The organism is Fischerella major NIES-592 (genome assembly GCF_001904645.1).
Taxonomy (GTDB): domain Bacteria; phylum Cyanobacteriota; class Cyanobacteriia; order Cyanobacteriales; family Nostocaceae; genus Fischerella; species Fischerella thermalis.
On the sequence record NZ_MRCA01000023.1, the window covers coordinates 1 to 21,595 of the forward strand.

General features: G+C 41.3%; 12 protein-coding genes. 8 read left to right on the forward strand and 4 right to left on the reverse strand.

Annotated elements, in window-relative coordinates:
- Positions 1-1,169: 1,169 nt before the first annotated feature.
- Both NIES592_RS22845 and NIES592_RS22850 read left to right on the forward strand, forming a co-directional pair.
- Positions 1,170-2,042, forward strand: coding sequence for a hypothetical protein (locus tag NIES592_RS22845; RefSeq protein WP_073556997.1), 873 nt, complete (start codon positions 1,170-1,172; stop codon positions 2,040-2,042).
- Between the two features lie 82 nt (positions 2,043-2,124).
- Positions 2,125-2,424: a hypothetical protein gene (locus tag NIES592_RS22850; RefSeq protein ID WP_062250301.1), complete on the forward strand. Its 300-nt coding sequence runs from the start codon at positions 2,125-2,127 to the stop codon at positions 2,422-2,424.
- Between the two features lie 85 nt (positions 2,425-2,509).
- Here the strand turns inward: NIES592_RS22850 and NIES592_RS22855 are convergent, their stop codons facing one another.
- On the reverse strand, positions 2,510-6,025 hold the full coding sequence (locus NIES592_RS22855) for an NB-ARC domain-containing protein (protein WP_073556998.1): 3,516 nt from the start codon (positions 6,023-6,025) through the stop codon (positions 2,510-2,512).
- Between the two features lie 290 nt (positions 6,026-6,315).
- Between NIES592_RS22855 and NIES592_RS22860 the strand changes: the two genes are divergently transcribed.
- Positions 6,316-7,068: a thioesterase II family protein gene (locus NIES592_RS22860; protein WP_178379617.1), complete on the forward strand. Its 753-nt coding sequence runs from the start codon at positions 6,316-6,318 to the stop codon at positions 7,066-7,068.
- A gap of 315 nt (positions 7,069-7,383) precedes the next feature.
- Here NIES592_RS22860 and NIES592_RS22865 read toward each other — a convergent pair whose 3' ends face one another.
- Entirely contained in the window at positions 7,384-9,327 is a 1,944-nt protein-coding gene (locus tag NIES592_RS22865; RefSeq protein ID WP_073557000.1) for a choice-of-anchor Q domain-containing protein, read from the reverse strand.
- Between the two features lie 801 nt (positions 9,328-10,128).
- The gene (locus tag NIES592_RS22870) at positions 10,129-11,562 is read right to left on the reverse strand and encodes a pentapeptide repeat-containing protein (RefSeq protein ID WP_062250308.1); all 1,434 of its coding nucleotides are present in this window, start codon (positions 11,560-11,562) and stop codon (positions 10,129-10,131) included.
- A gap of 610 nt (positions 11,563-12,172) precedes the next feature.
- Here NIES592_RS22870 and selD point away from each other — a divergent pair.
- The 4 genes from selD to NIES592_RS22890 all read left to right on the forward strand — a co-directional run bounded on the left by selD (position 12,173) and on the right by NIES592_RS22890 (position 19,771).
- Entirely contained in the window at positions 12,173-14,512 is a 2,340-nt protein-coding gene (gene selD / locus NIES592_RS22875; protein ID WP_073557001.1) for a selenide, water dikinase SelD, read from the forward strand.
- A gap of 208 nt (positions 14,513-14,720) precedes the next feature.
- Positions 14,721-15,653: an AEC family transporter gene (locus NIES592_RS22880; protein ID WP_073557002.1), complete on the forward strand. Its 933-nt coding sequence runs from the start codon at positions 14,721-14,723 to the stop codon at positions 15,651-15,653.
- Positions 15,654-16,099: 446 nt separating this feature from the next.
- Positions 16,100-17,338 (forward strand): DUF4912 domain-containing protein, encoded by a 1,239-nt coding sequence (locus NIES592_RS22885; RefSeq protein ID WP_062250313.1) that lies wholly within the window; start codon positions 16,100-16,102, stop codon positions 17,336-17,338.
- A 273-nt stretch (positions 17,339-17,611) separates the two neighbouring features.
- Entirely contained in the window at positions 17,612-19,771 is a 2,160-nt protein-coding gene (locus NIES592_RS22890) for a pentapeptide repeat-containing protein (RefSeq protein ID WP_082720528.1), read from the forward strand.
- A 285-nt stretch (positions 19,772-20,056) separates the two neighbouring features.
- Here NIES592_RS22890 and NIES592_RS22895 read toward each other — a convergent pair whose 3' ends face one another.
- Entirely contained in the window at positions 20,057-20,275 is a 219-nt protein-coding gene (locus NIES592_RS22895; RefSeq protein WP_073557004.1) for an Hfq-related RNA-binding protein, read from the reverse strand.
- Positions 20,276-20,372: 97 nt separating this feature from the next.
- Between NIES592_RS22895 and dapF the strand changes: the two genes are divergently transcribed.
- Positions 20,373-21,218 (forward strand): diaminopimelate epimerase, encoded by an 846-nt coding sequence (gene dapF, locus NIES592_RS22900; protein WP_073557005.1) that lies wholly within the window; start codon positions 20,373-20,375, stop codon positions 21,216-21,218.
- The last annotated feature ends 377 nt before the right edge of the window (positions 21,219-21,595 follow it).

The following is a 21,595-nucleotide window of genomic DNA, read 5'->3' on the forward strand; positions in this document are numbered from 1 at the left end:
TTGCTGAATTTGGTCATGAATTATGTTTGTATACATTTTTGTAGAGACGTAGCATTGCTACGTCTCTACATACCCGTGAATTGTAAATTCATATCTTGCAGCAACAACAATTTTTTAACCTTCTGCTATGCCACCTGCTACAAGGAACCTCCAAGGGTGTACTAGATTCTCAGCATAGGTGCTTTTCTTCAGTCAATCAGTCAAATCGATATTGGCCTGGTTGCTGTCGAGTATAAGGTACTTTTGATTAACAGCTTATGTGCAATATGTGGTACATTTCTACTTCTATCTTTGCCATTTGCATCTCTATCCATACTTCATCTGCACATTACGAGGCGTGAAGCGTAAAGCCCCCCTTTTCTAAAGGGGGGATATAAGCGAATGACTCATCTAAGACTTATCTGGTTATTAGAACATAAGTACTAAATTATCAATTTCTTAAGCAAACTTTACAGTATTTTTTAAATACTCCCTTAAATTCCTGATTTTTCGCTTGTCTGAATTTTGAAACATGTAATGAATTCTAAAACAAACTTAATTATTTCATCAAATTTTAATAATCAAATTTAAACTTATTGACATTACTGTCAATAAATAAATAGGTAATTATACGAGTATTTTTTCTAACCATTTTTCATAGACTAGCTTGGTTGATAGCTCAGACTCTAACTTCTCAGTCTTTGTCCTTATTAAGAATATTTCTTATTTATCTGCATATATTCCCAAAAGAAATAGTAGATGATAAGCGTTTTAAATGATGTTGTTACTATGATAAAATCCTCTCAGAGTAGAAAATAAGTTGTATTCAACTTTAGTAAATCTACTTTTACCTGCTATGAATATAAAACTTGAAGGTGATAGGAGGATGATACCGAATAAATAGTTGAATTTGCCCGAAAAGTCATCTCATCACAAGCTATCTGCACATTATTGCTGGCAGTAGAGGCGGTGGTCAAGATGTTGGAAGAGATGAGAGTGCAACATGCGTTTGGTGTTTCGATAGGTGCGATCGCATGGCTCTAGCATACACGGCGACACAGCTCAATCATAGAAAACCGAATCGCTTCGTAGCACACTGAAGTATTCCCACATCACTCAAATAAGTTCTAGTAAGGAATTTTTCCAACAAAGACTTTGTGATTGTGTAGCAACAAGTTAGCAAACGAAGCATGATTAATGAGATTTCTGGTCATCTTGAATGGGCACGTGTTGCACCTGACAAAGTAGTAGTAGCAACAGCTGATCGTGTTTGGTTATACCAACCCAGTTCTGGAAACAGTAGCGATTTATTCGCTCAACCAATGAATGTTGCAGGCAGTGTAGCCACAACCCAAAAGCTTCTTGATACGTCCATCATACTTGCCAAGCGTGCGGTTTCATCAAGCCCTCCTCCTGCCTTTAGCCTCATGCTTTGGATTTGGCGTTTGGCAGGTCAATATCATCTTACCCATTCTACGCCACGACTGATGGAGGAAGCCGCCCAACGTTTTGCTGCTGCTGGTCGCAAGACTTTGGCACAGTGGGCAGCCGAGAAAGCAGTTGAAGAACGTGGACATGACCGCCTTGCCCTGCTTGATATCCAGTCACTGGGATACGATGCCCAGGCAGTGGTGGAAGCTCTTGTTCCACTATCGGCACAGGTTTTACTGGATTACTTCACCCGCAGTGTCCAAAGCCCAGATCCAATTGGTTGTGTAGGCTATTCTTACACAATGGAACGCCTGGCGCTCACTACTGGTGAAGAGCACATTCAAGCAGTGGAAGCACTACTGCCATCTGGGATTAAAGCCACTCGATTTCTGCACGTACATAGTGGTGTTGGCAGCGATGTGGAGCATGTGCAGGAAACCATTGAGATGGTAGCTGGACTTTCTCCAGAGGAGCGGACTCGCGTCGCTATTGCTTGTTACGAAACTGCGCTGTTGCGCTTTAGTTCTTCTCAAGAAGGCTATCCAACGGATGAACAACTACAGCAAGTGTTGAAACCGTTGGCTTTGCATCCGCAACCCCAAGACGAATTTGAGAGTTTGCTGGTGAGGTAAAAAGCCTAGAGGAAGGATAAATCTATATCTTTCTCGTAAATGTCTTTAAAGGAATTTTACGCAAAAATTTAACGAGGATCTCATGGAATCTAAGAACATAAACAAAGCCAAGCAAAAGCAGTCTTTAAATCTCCTGACTGTTCTGAGTCTGTGTGCGATCGTTACATCTACAACAACAGCATTAATTGAGAAGGAGTCAAATACACAGAATTTGGCTCCCGCAGGTGAGCAGCAGTCTTTAAGCCAGGATTCCATTAGCCGCCTTAATCAAAACAACAGCGCAGTCTTAGAGGAAATCAATCTCAATAAAGAGTGGGAAAGTATTTCCAGTGAGAAGTCTGAGCCAGGATCTCTAATTTTAGCTGGTATTGACGGTTTCTAAAAGATTTTGTTTCTCAGTCTCAAACGGCATAAAAATAAGGTAATAGCATCCACGGCAGCTACATAAAGCTAGAGTGGGGAGAGGTTTAATCAACTGCCCCTAAAGCTTTCAGTGTCGCTCTCGTTGCTTCTGTTATACCACTAACCCCTGTGAGATTCAAACACTCATAGGGTTTTTCAGCTTTCAAAATCTTTAAGCATTCGCCAGTTTTGACATTCCAAAGTCTAATAGTCTCGTCTTCACTACCACTAACGAGGGTTAGATTATCTGAACAAAAGGCGACTGACCAAATCCAAGCCGAATGTCCAAACAAAGTTTTAAAACATTCACCAGTGCTAATATCCCATAACTTGATTGTGTGGTCTTGACTGCTAGTTGCTAGCATCCTATTGTTTGGACTAAAGGCAACTGATAATAGCCAACCCGTATCCACCTGCAAAACTCTCAGGCATTCACCAGTATGGACACTCCATAATCTTAAGGTTCGATCTGTACTGGTACTTGCCAACAACTCACCATCTGAACTAAAAGCAACTGCCCAAGCCCAACTCGTATGTCCCTCTAAGGTTCTGAGGCATTCACCAGTTTTAGCATCCCACAATTTAACTGTCTGATCCAAAGAGCCACTGGCTAGTACAGTCCCTTGAGGACTGAAAGCAACTGACCAAATCGCAGCAGTATGCCCTTGGAGAGTCCTCAAAACTTCACCAGTGCCGACATTCCATAACCTGACTGTTTGATCTTCACTGCCACTCACCAGTATCTGGCCGTCAGGGCTAAAAGCAACTGACCAAACCGCAGCACTATGTCCTTGGCAAGTTCTCAGACATTGACCAGTGCTAACATCCCACAACTTCACTGTTTTGTCTGCACTACCACTGCCTAAGATGTTGCCTTGGGAGTTGAAGGCAACTGAGTATACCCAATTGGTGTGTCCGTAGAAAGTTTTTAAGGTTTGACCAGTAGAGACATTCCACAATCTCACCTTTTGATCATGACCCCCGCTGGCCAACGTCTTACCATCTGGATTGAAAGCAACTGATAGTATTTGATTGCTATGTCCTTGGAAAGTTTTAAAACATTGACTAGTGGGAATATGCCACAACTTCACAGTCTGGTCACGACTACCACTAGCTAAAACATCACCCCCTGGGCTAAAGGCAACCGAAAATACTATGTTGGAGTGTCCTTGAAAAATTCTTTGGCATTCACCAGTCCTGACATCCCACAACCTTACTGTCTGGTCATGGCTGCCACTAGCCAAAATATCACCTTGGGGACTGAAGGCAACTGAAAATATTTGATTGGTATGTCCCCGGAAAATTCTTTGACATTCACCAGTACTGAGGTTCCATAACCTGATTTTCTGGTCATCACTACTACTAGCTAGCATTTGACCGTCAGGACTGAGACTGATTGACCGTATCCCATCACTATGTCCCTGGAAAATTTTTAGGCACTCACCGCTGTTAACATCCCATAACCTGATTGTATTATCGTCACTGCCACTCACCAACGTCTGACCATCCAGACTAAAGGCAACTGAGAGTACCCAATTTGTATGTCCCTGAAAAATTTTCAGGCATTCACCAGTCCTAACAGACCATAGCCTTATAAGCTGGTCATCACAGCCGCTGACTAACTTGTCACCCTCCGGGCTAAAGGCAACTGACCAAACCTCATTACCATGCTCCTGCAAACTGTGAAGGCATCCACCAGTACTGACATCCCATAGCTTGACAGTACAGTCACTACTGCCACTGGCAAGAGTCCTACTGTCAGGGCTGAAGGCAAGGGAGACAACCCAGTTGGCATGTCCTCGGAGGATGAGAAGTTGTTTTCCATCAGCAACTTGCCATAAGTGAATCTCACCATTGCTATCCCCTGCGGCTAGGAGTTTGCCATCGGGGCTAAAGGCCACAGACATGATCCCACCGAAAGTGTCGGAAAAAACAGATTTTGCTAGATCGGCGTTTTGGAAGTTTACATGATGTAAATTTACCTTCCGTAGATCTGCTTGCCAAATACTGAGGTGGGAAAAATCATAGCCAGTGAAATCGATCCCCAAAGATTTTAGTAGATTAACAATATTTCCAGCTGTATATCCTGGTTCTTGCGGGGATTCCTCTCGCAGCCTTGCTAGGATTTTAGTTAATTGTTTTTCAATGCCCTTTTTGCTTCTAAAGACAGTCAGTAGCCCATCTATGACTGGTTGGAGGATAAGACGAATTTGGGACTCCCTCACATAGTCTGTCGCTGTCGCCTTCATGAGAGCATGACATCTAAAAAGTTCAATGTTCTCAGTTGCTATCTCTTCACAGACTTGCTCGATCAATACCTGAGTTACATACTCCATAACTACAGGCTGGAGAGTAAAAGTTGCTGCATTTTTCTCAACTAGCGATCGCCTCAGCAAAGACTCTAGAGCTTCCAGTAATTTTGGCGATGGTACTGGCGATACCATATCTTCTCGCAGTACTGAAAGCGTGATTGGTTCGCGATTAATTGCTAGCCAATACATTATGTCTTTTTCTATATGTGATAAACGCTCAAACTGCTGGTCTAAAACATCACGAATATCTCCAAAAACAGCAGTATTTTCTCGCAAAAAATCTGTCACATTACCATCAAAGACATCTTCTATAGTCGTAGCAACTATCTTTAAAGCTAATGGATTGCCTGCATAGCGTTCAGTCATGACTTGCCATTCTTTCTCTGTTGCAGATAGCCCCTTAACTTTTAAGATTTCCTGGGCGTCGTCAACTTTCAAACCCCTTAATTGTAAGGAGCGAACGGGTAATGCTCGTCCTTTTAGTAATGATACTTCTTTGGGATTTTCCCGACTTGTTAAGATTACACAACTTTGGTGAGTTGCTTCTCCTAACAATCTGAACATCTCACCGTATCCCTCGTATCCTTCTTGGTATTGTCCAGCTCGACTACCACTACGCAAGATAGACTCTACATTATCAAGTACAACCAAACAGCGATTATTTTGCAAATAATAGATTAGCCGCGATATTCTCTCGCTTAAATTTTCTGGTAAATTACTTTCTGTTTCTTGTTCGTCGGAGAGAAATGGAATGAGATTTGCGAGGATGGATTTAATGGGTGGAGCTTCTCTGAGCGAACGCCAAATCACATATTCAAATTCTTCCTGAATTTGTTGAGCTAGCTTAACAGCTAGAGTCGTTTTACCAATACCACCCATTCCTAATATTGCCACTAATCGACATCTTTCATCGAGAATCCATTGCTCTAAAGTGGCAATCTCTTGCGTACGTCCATAAAAAACGGATGTATGGGTAGCATCACCCCAATCTAAGCGAGTATTAGAGCTTAAATAGTCACTTTTATCTAGTTTTATGTTAAAAATCGAAAATAATTTTTCAAGAGTTTTTTTATCAACCCCTCCTTCGCGATTTAGTACTTTGGAGATTGTACTAGGATATAACCCAGTACGTGTACTCAGTTCTTCGAGTGTATAACTATTTCCAAAATTTTCCTGTGCTTCTGATGTACGCTTTGCCTCCTGAAGTTTTTGTAAACCTCTAGTAGTCAGTGTAACTCCGCGTTTGCGTCTCCAATTCTGTAAAGCCATGTAATAAAAATGCAGTGGTACTAACTTAACTTTGATTCAATTAACTTTCTAGCAGAATGAAAACTGTATTTTTGAATGTTCATAAATTAGCTTTATTTTTTTAGAAAGTTATTGCTTTGTTTACTATACCAAAAGCGATCGCTATCATTTTTTAGGCTATGTCTACTATGATTTGACTAATGCAGAAATTGCTGTCAAATAGTAGGATTGGTCAAAATTCAGCCAAAAAGACTTTAAAACGAATTTTTTTGTGAACTAAACTCATGCGCACTAGTAAAAATGATAGTAAAATGCCAAATCCCTCAAGTTTAGATTCTTGGTTAATTTACCCTACACCTAATCCAGATGCCCAAATCCGGTTATTTTGTTTTCCCTACGCTGGTGGTAGTGCTAATATCTTTCGTCGCTGGTCAAATCATCTGCCTAATACTATAGAAGTCTGTGCAATTGAGCTTCCTGGCAGAGGAATGCGGATAAAATTACCTCCATTCACTCAATTAGAACCTCTAATCACAGAATTAGCTAGTGTTCTCAAGCCAAAATTAGATAAACCATTTGCCTTTTTTGGCCACAGCATGGGTGGACTTGTAAGTTTTGAACTTGCTCTTCTACTCCGCAAAAAGTATGGTATAAACCCAAATCATTTGTTTGTATCAGCTCACCGCGCACCTCAACTTGTTGCTCCAAAACCACCTATTCACGGCTTACCAGAAGCAGAATTTATTGCAGAATTGCATCGTTTGAATGGTACTCCGCAAGCTTTACTTGAAAATGATGAACTTATGCAATTATTTATTCCGCTGTTGCGCGCAGATTTTGCAGTGCTAGAAACTTATGTTTACACTCAACAAGCACCATTAAATATTCCTATTACTGCTTTTGGTGGTTTGCAAGATCAAGAAGTTAGTCGTGATCAAATTCAAGCTTGGCAGGAGCAAACAAGCGCTTCTTTTGCGTTACATATGTTTCCTGGGGATCACTTTTTTTTACATTCATTTTATTCATCTATACTAGAGATCATTTCTCAAAAAATAATTGTTTAAATTCCTTTATCATAGTAATTGTTTTCGATTACTGATTGCTCAAAATAACTTACATGTGAGTTCAAGAAATATTATGAAACTAAGTACTGATTTGTATTAGTTCGTAGTGTTTTAAACGCAAAGAATCGCAAAGGGGAACGCAAAGGAACGCAGAGTTTAGTTACAGTAATTTCGCTCTGAATTTATGCAATTTAGTACTGATTAATAGACTCGCCTACAAGTAGCGGGTGTAGGAGTATAGGAGTAGCCCCAAACTGAAGCTATGGGGTTTCCCTATACCCCTATTTGTTGATGTAAATTATGTCAAATCATTAGTTACTTACTACCAAGAAAATTTTTGTCGGTTAGACTGCTAACTGTAACACCATCAAGCATGACGAGATCCTGAAATTGATTAAGGTCGAAATAACCTTCAGGGTTAACGCTCAAAGATGTTCGTGATCCTTTTAGCTCTGACTTTATGTATTCTTTGAACAGATTAGAACCTGAAGATTTGGATTGACTCAAAATTGTTCTGAGGTCTATCACGTTTTCTGGGGGATCAATATTTTGAATCCTATTACTCTTTGCTGGCATGAATTGGTTGACTAATTCATCGCTATCCGTTACACGTGTCGGTTGATTGTGACTGTAATTACCAGTCAAGATATCCTTAGCTTTATAATCAACCAACTGACGATTGTTATTGCTTCCGTTTAAGACATCGCTACTTTCAACATCGTTGGTGGTATTGTTTGGTGAGTTTGTGACACCCATCACTAAAGTATCTTTTGGGCTGGACTGGGGAGATGGAGTAACAACCACTTCAAAGGCCCCAATATCAGGTTTGCTATCTCGCTCGCTTCCTAGTTGGTCAGTGTTGGGGACACCATTAACTGTGACACCTGTGTTAATTGCAGGACTACCTGGTAGAAGAGGGTGTACAAGAACTCCTCCGATGTTTTCTAAAGGTCCCAGAAGAGGATCAACAATCCGGCTACCTGCAACAACTTGCTTACCTCTGGCTGGGGTTGGAAATTCGATGTTACCACCGCCATCTACGAGCTGATAACCCACTTGTTGGTTTGCTGGATCAGGGGCGGTGTTGTTGGCTACGATGCAGTTAGTGAGGGTGATTTGATTTTGGGCGCTATTTGTCCAAATTGCTCCGCAAATCTGTCCTGCTTCGTTGTTGACAATGGTGGAGTTAGTAATATTAACAGGAGATGTTCCTGTGCTTAAAAACATTGCTCCGCCAGCATTGTCACTGGCTTTATTGCCGGAGAAGGTGGTGTTGATGATATTAACAGGTGAGTCTTGATCGTCATACCACAAAGCGCCACCTTGCTTACCAGCTTTATTGTCTGCAAAGGTGACGTTACGAATTGTCAAGGCACTGTTGGCTCGCAAGCCACCGCCTCGCGCCATACCTTTATCATCAAAGTCTGCGGTGTTGCCGATGACGGTGCTATCTTCGAGAATAATCTCGTCGGGACCGTAACCATAGAGCATGAGGGCGCCACCCTCTCCTTTGGTACGATTGTTTTCAAAGTGAGAGCCACGGATAACAATTTTTCCTCCCACTGTGGAACCCGGACCTACTGGGTTGGCTCCATCGGTAAAGATTGCACCGCCACCAATATCACCTTCTGAACTATTGTTAAGAAAGACTGAGTTTTCTACGGTTAATTCACCTAACAGGCTATAAATCGACCCACCATTTACACCCTTGTTATTGGTAAATTTACTATCTTTAACTACAAGTACACCGGAACCGTAGGTGGCGATCGCTCCACTACTGAACCCAGAATTTGTTAAACTGCCATCGTTGCCGTCAAAGCTACTACCAAGGACCGTACATTTGCCACCAAAACCAAGATAGATGGCTCCGCCTTGACCACCTTTATTGTTGTTAAAGTTACAGTTAACGACCTCTATAGTGCCGTAGTCCCAGACTGCAATACCGCCGCCTCTGATGTCTGGGTCTTTACCAGTGGCCAAACCATTGTTGATATTTAGGTTTTTAACTGTAGCATCTGTATACTTCCAAACACTAAATACTCGTGTAGCGTTATTGCCACTAATTGTTAAATTTTCTGCCCCTGCACCATCGATAGTGATGTCTTTGGTAATGGCAAGTTCTCCACTGGTGAGAGTGATAGTCTTGTTGGCAAGGCTAGAATCAAACTGAATTGTGTCTCCTGCTTGGGCTGAGTCGAGCGCTGCTCGTAAAGAACCTTTTCCACTGTCTGCGGTGTTGGTAACTTTAATGATTGCCATGCTTTGAATTCCCTTAGAAATGTGGTGTTTTGAGATCGACAGTTTTGAATAGAATCACCTAATTCGTGATTCACCAAGCGATCGCGTCATCGTTTGAGACGATGGGAATCACAGACAGCACCCTATTACCGTTACGTGGAATTCAAAAGTCAAAAATCCTAATTATTCTATGTTTTTGACTTATTTTTCAGTTTTTGTGTTGATTTCCGACGTAATCTACTAGTTTTCTTTTTCACGTGTATTTTTGGTAAACAGGATTTCCTCGTTTAACTATTAATTAAAATCTGGATACACCAGAACACATGAAAAATAGCATTTTCAAGCCTTTCTCTCTATTTTTGTCAAGTACAAAATCTAACATTTGTGGTGAAAAAATAATTTCTGACCGCTGCAACTGGGTCTAAGGATATGTAGATACGCGTTTTTGGTAATTAATAATTATTTTTTCCCATTACCGATTACCAATTTTCACAGAAATGAAAATACCAAATTGGCGTAGAAAGTCTTGTTTCAAGATTCTGGAATAGCCTACTAGTCAATGGTTTTAATCCGTCTGGAAAAGTTTTTAGTAACGAAAGCCGAAGTAATTTAATGGAAAACCGCTTACGCGTCTACAATATTTTCGCAAAATCCAAAATTGGTATAAGTCTTCAAACGGACATGATATTATTTCTATTTAGTATTATTAATTATAATTTATATATTGGGAAGCACCCTGAGAATACTTAAGTACTCGAACAATCGAGTTTTTTATATTAACAATGCTTTCAGCTTTACACCACAATTATGATTGTGTGCAAGTCAAGTTTCAGCTTCTGCCACAGATTTTTGTGAGTGTTCTGAGCGCATCCAATGTGTGGGAATATCCAAGTAATCTGGTAAAACAGTTGTGCGATCGCCCACTGCAAACCTTATTTGATGTGATTGTAAGTTTTTAGCTCCTGTCAGAATTGCTCCCGACAATTTCACATCACACAAATTTGTGCCGAATAAGTCTACTCCCATCAGATTCGCACCACAGAGATTAGCTTCATGGAACATAGCTTTTTGCAGGTTGGTTCCCATCATATTAGCCCCATAGAGGTTGGCTTCTCTCAGGCTAGCTTCAGACAAGTTGGCAAAAAACATTTCTGTGTGTTCTAGTTTGGCTGCATTCAAATTTGCTTGTTGTAAATTTGCTCCATTGAGGTTAGCTTGCTTGAGGTTTGCACCAATTAATCCTGTTTCTTGCAAGTTAGCTTTACCGAGCTTTGCCCCTTGTAAATTAGCAAGAAATAACTTGGCTTTAGAGAGGTTGGCAACTTTAAGGTTGCAAGATTGCAAATTAGCTTTATACAGATTGGCTTCACAGAAGTTAGCTGCACGCAGGCTTGCTCCAGACAAGTTTGCAGATCGCAAGTTAGCTCCACTCAAGTTAGCTCGATTTAAGTTTGCCCCATGGAGGTTAGCTTCTTGGAGATTGCATGATTGCAAATTGGCTTCATACAAAGTCGTACTACAAAGCTTTGCACCTTCAAGATTTGCTGCAAACAAGTTAGCTTTCTGGAGGTTGGCTTTTGTCAAGTTTGCTCCCCGCAAATCTAGGCGTTGCAAGTTGGCATTTGATAGGTCTACTTGTCTTATATCAGTATTCCTTAAATCGAGTTGCTGATTTTCCTGGTCTTGTTCCCAGTTGCGTCTACCAATAACGGTGAGAGCTGCTTGTAAATCTGTGGATACTTTGGTAACCTTGCCCAGTTCTTCCACAGTATTTTCCTGCTCTGGCTTAATACCACTGTTTTCTCGCACAAATGCACTCAGGATTTCCATTATTGTCCAGTACTGTTTTGGTGATTCCTGGGCAATTTTTTCTAGGGCATAAATTGCCCCTATGCGCGTCGCTACGTGTTCATGCCCCAACTGGGTAATTGCTGCTGTCAAGCGCTCTGTAATCAAGCGTTCTTGGGCTAGTTGTAGATTTTGAACGCCTATTTCATTACTTTTTTCAGCTGCGATCGCACTCTTTTTTAATGCTTCGGTACGCTTGGCTGCATAATAAGCATTAATTATCACTGCTAATCCTACAAATAAGGTCGCTGTTGTGTTTAGTGCTTGATTTCTGCTAACTACTTTTTGTTCATTGGATAATCCCTCAACTTGTGAAACTGCAAAGAATATTACATTCGGTGATAGGCTAAATAAAATTGCGATCGCTATCAACCAATTTTTGAATGCGTCTGTCTTCCTGCCAGACATATGGATAGTAATCCTCACTACACAGAATTATTACGGACAATTATTGAAAAAAAAGAGTATATCATTTGTCAACAAATTTCAATATCTATCATAAGATGCAATCTCAAGATTAATTATTCTTTTGTGATTGATTATTGATTATTAATTGTTATATCAATCTGCCACAATCTAGCTATACATATCGCTCCATTCCTGCTATTGGCAGGACTCCAAGAGGCAGAAGTTTTAGTCTTGTAATCACAAAGTGAAAATATTTTACTGATTAGGCATGATAGAGGAAATCTGATTTTAGTTTTTTGTTGAGGGGACACCCCCGAATAAAATTAGGGAGATTCGCCCAACATGCAATCACGGGGTTGTTGAGGCGCGGAGTGCAAAGCTGTGGGCAACTAAGGGTAATTGTCAATTGCTAATTGGAAAAATTAGAACAAGTTCTTGCCAATTACCCATTACCGGGTGAGGTGCCGTTTTATCCATCACTTTTAAAAATGAGGTTTTGACATCACCCTACTTTGATAATTATGTGGCGAAGCAAAAACTCTTTAACCACAATAATTGACCAAAATACAACCATATAATTATCCAATATCACCTGTCATCAACTTTATATATGAAGCAAAATATACAGCCTGTGACTAAAGATTTAGTACTAATTGGTGGTGGTCATAGTCATGCAATAGCTCTGTTCATGTTAGGAATGAAACCTCTTAGTGGAATCCGATTAACTTTAATAACTGATAGATTTGATACACCTTATTCTGGAATGCTACCGGGGCATATTGCTGGTTTTTACAGCCATGACCAATGTCATATTGATTTGCGACTACTCACGAATTTTGCCAAAGCGCAATTGTATATTGACCAAGTAGTTGGTCTTGACCTGGAAAATAAAAAAGTGATTTGTGCCGACCGTCCAGAAGTAGGGTTTGATCTATTATCAGTAGATATCGGTAGCACACCAGCCACAATATCTGTACCAGGTGCAGCAGAATATGCTATTGGGGCAAAACCAGTGTCTAACCTTCTAAAACACTGGTATCAACTACTAGAAGATGTAGCTGACAATCCGCAAAAGCCATTGAGTATTGGGATTGTAGGAGGGGGGGCAGGTGGTGTGGAATTAGCGTTATCGATGCAAGCTCATTTGTATCAGGTATGCAAAGTATATCCCCTCACATTTTTCTCAAAAAGAGAAGTTATCGACCATAATACCCTAAAGCAGGGAGCTTTGAAAATTCATTTATTCCACCGGGATACGGAACTAATGCCTAATTCTCATTGGTCTGCACAGCGCACAGTCAAGCAGCTTTTGAGCAAACGGGGTATACAATTGCATTTAGGCGAAAGTGTATGTAAAGTCGAGCCAGGTAAAGTTAGATGCGAATCTGGTTTGACAGTTGAGTGCGATCGCATTTTCTGGGTGACACAAGCTTCTGCACCACAGTGGTTAAAGGCTGCTGGGTTAGCAACTGATGAGCAAGGCTTTATTTTGGTAAATGATACATTGCAATCTTTGTCTCATGCTTACGTATTTGCTGCGGGGGATATTGCTACGATGGTCAATCACCCACGTCCGAAAGCAGGAGTGTTTGCAGTGCGACAAGGAAAACCTTTGTTTGAGAACTTGCGGCGGTTTTTACTAGGCAAACCCCTCAAACCCTACATACCACAGAAACAATATCTAAGTTTAATAGGTACAGGCGATGGTAGAGCGATCGCCACACGTGGCCCCTTTACTTTACCTCCGCATCGCTTACTGTGGCAGTGGAAAGACTGGATTGATCGCCGCTTTATGGAAAGGTTTAGTAAGGGACTGGAGCGATGGGGTGATGGGATGATGGGGAGATGGCAAGAGGATAGGAATTATCAAATCCAAAATCCAAAATCCAAAATCCAAAATTCGGTGATGCGCTGTGCTGGATGTGGTTCTAAAGTGGGTGGTACAGTTTTAGAGAAAGTCCTCCATAGGATCAAATTAGAACAACCTCTTGGGAAAGATAGAGAAGATATCATCATTGGTTTAGATGCACCCGATGATGCGGCTGTAGTGCAAGTGCCAGCTAATCGATTATTGGTGCAAACGATAGATTATTTTCCTAGTTTGATTAATGACCCTTATATTTTTGGTCAAATCAGCGCCAATCATTGCTTGAGTGATATTTTTGCCATGGGAGCAACTCCGCAAAGTGCCTTGGCGTTAGCTACTATTCCTTATGCTGCGCCAGCCAAAGTCGAAGAAACTCTGTATCAGCTTTTATCTGGTGCAGTAAAAGTGTTGAATAAAGCACAAGCACCTTTGATTGGTGGACACACAACTGAAGGGGCAGAGCTAGGATTTGGTTTAAGTTGTAATGGCTTAGGTGAGCCAGATAAATTACTGCGTAAAGGTGGAATGCAACCAGGACAATTATTGATTTTGACTAAAGCTTTGGGAACTGGGACATTATTCGCTGCTGATATGCGCCGCCAAGCCAAAGGTCGGTGGATTGAGGGTGCGCTAGAGTCGATGTTGTTATCCAATCAAGCAGCAGCTAAATGTTTATTACAGCATGGGACTACAGCTTGTACGGATGTCACAGGCTTTGGCTTGCTGGGACATTTGATGGAAATGGTGCAGGCTTCTAAAGTGGCAGTAGAGTTAGAACTAGAGGCTATCCCAGTTTTGGCAGGTGCAAGGGAAACTGTAGAATTAAAGATTTTTAGCTCTCTACATCCAGAAAATTTAAGTAATTCGCGTTATATTTCTAACTTGTATATAGGGGAAAATCACTCCAATTATCCTTTTTTGTTCGACCCACAAACCTCCGGTGGTCTTTTAGCTTCGATTCCCATAGAACAAGCTGACAGATGCTTAGCTGCACTCAAAGGTTTGGGTTATGGACAAAGTAGTGTCATCGGTGGAGTGATAGAGCAGATGGAGGGTAAACAGCCAGTACGTCTACGTGGCTAATCAAACATAAATTTTTTCAGTTTCTTTCCATGCAAGACTACAGAATTTTCGTTTCTGTCAACAGAAGAATAAAATTGAATATTAAATCGTCTACTTTTGGCTGTGATTTTTTCTGTTTCCTTCTTGCTTCTTTCTTAGTTATTGTTAATTAAGGTGAATTAATTAAGGTAGAGTCTGTCTCTTTTTTTGGTGATTGTAAATAATATTTATGACAGAAACTCTGTTTCATGCTTATACGCCCCTGATTGTATGGACAAGTCTGGGGCTATTTATATGTAGATTTTTACCACAATGGCTGCCTCGGTTCTTAGGTCGGGGTCTTTACTGGATTGGTGTGCCACTAGAACTGTTTGCCTTGGCTCGTCAAAGCCAATTGGGTAATTTTAATCATGAGATAGGCTTGCCCTTAATAGTACCAATAATTACAGTCGCAACATTACTTTTGGGCTTAATGGTGGTGTTGCCGATTTTGTGGAAATTTAAAGAGTACTCTCATGCTCATGGGAGTTTTATACTTGCTGCTGTCCTGGGAAATACTGGTTTTGTGGGTTTAGCGATCGCCCCATTTTTAATTAATTCTGAGGTTTTGAGCTGGGCTGTACTTTACAGTATTACTCACAATGTCATTGGTCCCTACGGTTTTGGAGTTGTGGTTGCTAGTTACTTTAGTCAATCAAAAGCTGCTAATTCCTGGTGGATACAACTGCGTGAGGTACTCACTGTACCTTGCTTGTGGGCTTTTCTGGTTGGTACTCTCACTCAAAAAGTCCAGTTTCCACAAGCTATTGAATCAGGATTGCAAGGGTGTATCAGTATTGTCATTGCCTGTGCCTTCTTGCTGACTGGTATTCGTTTAGCACAATTACAGGGATGGAAAAGTATAAAACCTGCTTTTGTTGCCGCTATTATCAAAGTCTGCGTTATACCCCTACTTGTTGGCGTTCTAACCACATGGCTACTCGGGTTATCAGGCGATCGCCGTTTAGCAATGGTCTTGATGTCTGGTATGCCCTCGGCTTTTGCTGGCCTCATTTTGGCAGAAGAATATAATCTCGACCGCGATTTAATCGCCAGCAGTATCATCATCTCCACAGTGTTACTACTTTTAATGTTGCCTTTATGGGTGTTGCTATTCGGCTAAAAATATCAATATTTCATAACAATAAGTCGATGTTTTTGCTGACATAGCATAAACTTATGATTCATTTGTCATGAAAACTTGACTAAATGGTTCTTTTCGTGACTGTTATGTCATAAAATAATGACAAAGAGATCCCCAAACAGCTAAAAAATTCGTGGAAACATTAAAAACAAGCATAGCGGCCTCTTGATCCCAGGGGGAGGTGAACAGTTAGTATTTTTTAACATAAAGACTCCTCAACTCCCAAAATAAAAAATGCTGATTTTGGCATGACAGGAAATTGAAAGGGAGTGACCCGCAATATAAAAAAACACTAAAAACCTAATTGATTTAGGCAAAACAGGAGTCGAGAAGCAAAAGTTAATCTGGGGTGGATGGGGTTGAATCATCCACTCAATAGACAAGGGTACATTATTAACCTTTCAAACGACTGGAGGCCAAAATTCATGGCAAAAGAAAGACCACCGCTAGAAGAGATGACATTACGGCAGCTACGCAAAGTAGCGAGCGTTTATGGTGTCTCTCGATATAGCCGAATGCGCAAATCGCAGCTGTTGGCAGCAATACAAGAAATCGAACGCAGCAAAGTATCCCCCAGCCAATCTTTCTCATTGGAGGCACAGGAAACCGTGGAAGCAGCAAAATTTGAATTGGGTCAAGAAGATCGCACTGGTGGCACTCTAGTTGATGTAGACGAAGGAATTGGCGACTTACCAGATGGTTATGGTGAAAGCCGCATTGTTCTGATGCCTCGAGATCCCCAGTGGGCTTATGCTTATTGGGATGTTCCTAACGAGCATAAAGAAGAATTGCGACGCCAGGGCGGACAACAACTGGCGCTGCGGATTTATGATGTTACCGACATCAACTTGGAGTACCAAAGTCCCCACAGCATTCAGGAGTATCCCTGTGATGAACTGGCGCGGGAATGGTATTTGCCAGTTCCAGTAAGCGATCGCGATTATGTTATCGATATCGGCTACCGTTGTGCTGATGGTCGCTGGTTAGTCTTGGCTCGTTCTGCTCCTGTCCACGTTCCTCCTGTCTATCCTTCAGACTGGATTGAAGACGTCTTCATCACCGTCAACTTTGAAGAAGATTTGCGTGGCAAGACTTTCTACGAATTGGTTCCCCCTGCCAAGAAGGCTGCTGCTGCGGCAAATGGCAACCCTATTTACGACCAAATCTTTGGCTTGGCAGAATCTGCCGAAGCCCAACGGGTTGCAGGTTCTCTGTTCGGTTCCATGCAACACGTTCCTGGTTCAGTAACTCCAGAACAGGCGATCAGTTCCTACGTCTTCCCCTCTGGTGTAGGTATGTGGGCAGTTCCGACTGTATCTGGTTTAACCATGTCTGGTGTGGGTATGTCCGGTGTTGGCTTCTCTGCTTCCGCCGTACCTATGCGTCCACGCAAGTTCTGGTTAATTGCGGATGCTGAGTTAATTGTCTACGGTGCAACCGAACCTGATGCAACTGTTACCATTGGCGGTCGTCCAATTAAGTTAAATCCAGATGGTACATTCCGCTTCCAAATGTCCTTCCAGGATGGCTTGATTGACTACCCAATCATGGCTGTTGCAGCTGATGGTGAGCAAACCCGCTCAATTCACATGAAGTTTAATCGCGAAACTCCATCACGTAATACCAACACTAAGGAAGAAGCGGTTTTAGAATGGCTCGGTTAATGTAAGATGAGCCACAATCGAATATTAGTTTTACTCCTGTTACAGCTATGCTGTGACAGGTTTTTTGCTGCGATCGCCTAAACTTAGATAACCAGTACAAGTGTTCTTCAAATTTAAATACATTGTTTTGACGCTGATTGAAAATTTTGGTTGATTAATTAGTTTGGATATGGGATAAATCGTCAGATAATTTTGCCTGGCGATTTTTGTTATGTAATGAACCGCAAAGACGCAAAGTGCGCGAAGCAGAAAAAAGAAGAGCATCCTACGAATATGCGAAGCCGAAACATAATTGGTTTGTTGATGTTGCTGCTGTTTTTATTTCCCCTACCTGCTTTTCCCCAAGCGGAACGGACACCCTTAACTTTAGAACTGTTGCAGGAAAGATTGCGTACACCTACTGTCCGTGAAGGTAGCCTATCAGTAGATTTACGGCAGATGATGATTGATTTACGACCAGAAAATGCAGCTTTTCGTGATGCTTTTTACCAACTGCTGCGAAAAGAATTACAAAAAACTGGTTCTAAACCTTTGGGGTTAGACTTGAGTAATTCTTTGATTCAAGGGGATTTTATTGGTAGTGACTTGGGTTTAAGAACCCCTCTTTATGCACAAGCGATCGCTCCCATTTTCACTGCTGCTGAACAAGAACAACTCGAAAGTTTACGGGTAGTTTGCTTACAATCACTGACTGTTGCTTTACCGAGTTCCAAAGATTGTCGCTCGCTTTTAGCAACTCCAGCTGCTGCTAGTGATATCAGTGTTTTTCGTGGATCCTTAGTTTTAGAAAAAACTCATTTTACTGGCAAAGTCCAGTTTAGTAACACATTTTTTCTGCAATCTGTCAATGTCCAAGGTGCAATTTTTAACCAACAAGCCAATTGGCAAGAAACACGGTTTGGTCGTTCCGCTAGCTTTGCTAATGCGACTTTTCGGCGGGAGAGTCAATGGCAAAGTAGTATTTTTTTTGACAAGGCTAATTTTAAGCAAACACAATTTCAGGAAAACGCATATTTTCAGGAAAGCTTTTTTGCAGACACCGCCAACTTTAACCAAGGCAATTTTAAACTGTTGGCTAAATTTAATCGCGCTCAGTGGCAAGGTAATGCAGATTTTTCTGGGGTACGTTTTATTAATTCTGCACAGTTTACCAAAGCTATTTTCAATGAGTTCCTATTTTTAGGGGAAGCGACTTTTGAGCAAGCCGTCACTTTTCGAGAAGCACAATTTCATCAACCAGTGAATCTGCGGGGTGCTAGCATTCTTAACCAAGCAGATTTTAGTGATGCGGAATTTGCTAAAACTGCTTTTTTAAATGTATCTGGATTGGCTTTTAACTCGAATCAAGCTAAAATTTTAGGAAATTCTGGTCAAATTGGTAAAAAGCTAGTTGTAGCGACATTGCAAGGTAATCAAAACGTCTTGCGGAATTTAGGGCAAAATTTTCGGCAGTTGCAGCAAATTGCTGATGCTAATCAGATAGAGTATACAAAACAGCAACTACGGCTAGCAGAATTAAGCCGTCGTTTGGTTGGTATCAATATTAATGACGCCTCAAAAAAAAGTTTAGTTAACCTGGGTTTCTCTCCAACTCAAGCAGAAGCCATCATCCGTCGCCGACAAATTAAACCCTTTCGCAACACTAGCGAATTACTTTCTTTAGCAGATATTGATTTAGAAACTTACACCAAACTCAGCACACAAATCGTCGTTGGTGAACCTTTGTTTTTGGGTGGGTGGTTACTGTTAGCTTGGAATTGGCTAACCTTGAGCTTACTGTTACTACTTTCTGGCTACGGTACAGATTTTCGCCTAGTATTTGGTGTGGGGACTATTGCGATCGCCTATTTTGGCTGGTTATTTTGGCTGATAGATCGGCTACGTCGCCTGTATCCTAGCGCCATTATTCCCACAGTTGACGAAAGTATATGGATGTTGACAAGCTTTAGTGTCTTAACACTGTTGGGATTGTTTGCTATTTTTCGCAGCGCTGAACAACCTTGGTTGACACTAGCGTGTCTTGTGATCATCATTGTTCCCGTACCAGTGATTTTATTATTGCGACTATATCAACAAGGACGCTATCACGACTTAATGGACACTTCCTATTTCACAGAAGACGGAAGTATGCGACAGTTACGATTGCTAATTGGACGCTTACCAGTGATACCCAGGTATGAAATATTTCGCGATCGCTACATGCCATTACTATGGGATCGGCGTTGGAATTGGCTGAACTACTACGACTTTAGCCTCAACAATCTTCTAAGATTAGGCTTTAATGACGTTCGCCTACGAGACAAACACCTCCCCGGTATCATCTCCACATTAGCTTGGTATCAGTGGAGCCTGGGAATACTTTATATCACCCTACTATTGTGGACATTATCTCGTACCATTCCAGGATTGAATTTGTTGATTTATTTAAAGTAGCTGTTACAGATAAAAATCACCAGCCCTTTGGTGGTTAAATATATTTTCCTTGGTGTCTTAGTGCCTTGGTGGTTCAAAAGTTAATTTTATCACCACAAAGACGCTAAGACACAAAGGTGAAAAGACCTAAATTCGGGAATTTTTTCAGGATTTTTATGCACCCAGAAAGGGCTGATAAAAATCACTTAGGTTTGTTTGTAGGGGATCGCCTAATTTGTTAATAGTATCAAATTTCTAATATGGATGTTGGTTAGGTGTACAGACTGTGTTCAATTTTTATATTTGCTAATTACTCAGAGGCTTGAAATAAGCGATCGCCTGCTTCCAAATCATCACCTGTTGACTGTTATCATCAACAAGACACACACTATATTGGTCTTGCCACATTACTCTTCCGGTCAATATATCACCTGTCAGCAATTTAATCTCAGTTGGTGCTGCTTGTTTAATCAGGTTTTGTAATTGGCGAGTGCTAGGTAAGGAGGTGTCAAATTCGGTAATCATAAGTATTAGTTGTTAGTTAGTGGTTGGTAGTTGATTGACAAAATTAATAAACAACCAACAACGAATAAAACACAAATATAGTTCATGGATTTTGGGAATGGCAATAGAATTTACTAAGTATCACGGTTTGGGGAACGATTTCATTTTGATTGATAATCGCTCTTCTTCTGAACCTGTAATCACTCCAGAGCAAGCAGTGCAGTTGTGCGATCGCCATTTTGGTATCGGGGCTGATGGTATTATTTTTGCTATGCCAGGTGAAAATCATACTGATTACACAATGCGGATTTTTAATTCCGATGGTTCGGAACCAGAAATGTGTGGGAATGGGATTCGTTGTTTAGCTGCTTTTTTGGCTGAGTTGGAAGGTGAGTCACGACAGAGTAATCAATATCGGATTCATACCCTCGCTGGTGTAATTACACCCGAACTGATGTCCGATGGACAAGTGAAAGTAGATATGGGTATCCCCAGGTTACTGGCTGGTGAGATTCCTACTACCCTATGTCCTGCTGATCAAAAAGTGATTAACCAACCCTTAGAAGTCGCAGGGAAATCTTGGGATGTCACCTGTGTAAGTATGGGTAATCCCCATTGCATAACCTTTGTAGAAGATGTAGCAGCAATTCCCCTAGATCATATTGGTCCCCAGTTTGAACATCACCCAGTTTTTCCCCAACGCACAAATACTGAATTTATTCAAGTTGTCCGCCCAGATTACCTGAAAATGCGCGTTTGGGAACGTGGTGCGGGAATTACTCTCGCCTGCGGTACTGGTGCTTGTGCTGCTTTAGTGGCTGGGGTGCTGGCAGGGAGATGCGATCGCACTGCTACTGTAGAATTGCCTGGAGGTTGTTTGCAAATAGCCTGGTCAGAAGTTGATCAAAGGGTTTATATGACAGGTCCTGCTAAACAAGTATTTCAAGGAAAGTATGTAATTTAGGAGTTGATGTTTTCCAGATTAGAATCTGGTAGTAGTCTATCGCATGATTTATGAGAGAGAGGTTCGTAGTGAGCGATTTATCCCTTAATATCATGTCCGTTTAAAGACTTATCATATCTGTGAAGGCCGGTAATGGGTAATGGGTAATTGGTGAGACTACTTGCCGTCTTGGCTTATGCCGAGATGGCAAAGTAGCGAACCCGAAGGGTAATGGGAAAAATCAATGCCCAATGCCCAACTGCATCAGAATAAGATCGTAAGTAATTAGCCGGACTTGATATAATTCCAAGGGCTAAAGCCCTAACTACGAACTTTTACAACCTTTGAACCGCAAGCTGTGCAAGCTGTGTTTGTGTTTGTTGCTGAGTGTATGGAAG

Excerpts from the sequence above, each read along its gene's own strand:
- NIES592_RS22845 (WP_073556997.1), top strand. The coding sequence starts at position 1,170 with ATGATTAATGAGATTTCTGGTCATCTTGAATGGGCACGTGTTGCACCT.
- NIES592_RS22850 (WP_062250301.1), top strand. The coding sequence starts at position 2,125 with ATGGAATCTAAGAACATAAACAAAGCCAAGCAAAAGCAGTCTTTAAAT.
- NIES592_RS22855 (WP_073556998.1), bottom strand. The coding sequence starts at position 6,025 with ATGGCTTTACAGAATTGGAGACGCAAACGCGGAGTTACACTGACTACT.
- NIES592_RS22860 (WP_178379617.1), top strand. The coding sequence starts at position 6,316 with ATGCCAAATCCCTCAAGTTTAGATTCTTGGTTAATTTACCCTACACCT.
- NIES592_RS22865 (WP_073557000.1), bottom strand. The coding sequence starts at position 9,327 with ATGGCAATCATTAAAGTTACCAACACCGCAGACAGTGGAAAAGGTTCT.
- NIES592_RS22870 (WP_062250308.1), bottom strand. The coding sequence starts at position 11,562 with ATGTCTGGCAGGAAGACAGACGCATTCAAAAATTGGTTGATAGCGATC.
- selD (WP_073557001.1), top strand. The coding sequence starts at position 12,173 with ATGAAGCAAAATATACAGCCTGTGACTAAAGATTTAGTACTAATTGGT.
- NIES592_RS22880 (WP_073557002.1), top strand. The coding sequence starts at position 14,721 with ATGACAGAAACTCTGTTTCATGCTTATACGCCCCTGATTGTATGGACA.
- NIES592_RS22885 (WP_062250313.1), top strand. The coding sequence starts at position 16,100 with ATGGCAAAAGAAAGACCACCGCTAGAAGAGATGACATTACGGCAGCTA.
- NIES592_RS22890 (WP_082720528.1), top strand. The coding sequence starts at position 17,612 with ATGCGAAGCCGAAACATAATTGGTTTGTTGATGTTGCTGCTGTTTTTA.
- NIES592_RS22895 (WP_073557004.1), bottom strand. The coding sequence starts at position 20,275 with ATGATTACCGAATTTGACACCTCCTTACCTAGCACTCGCCAATTACAA.
- dapF (WP_073557005.1), top strand. The coding sequence starts at position 20,373 with ATGGCAATAGAATTTACTAAGTATCACGGTTTGGGGAACGATTTCATT.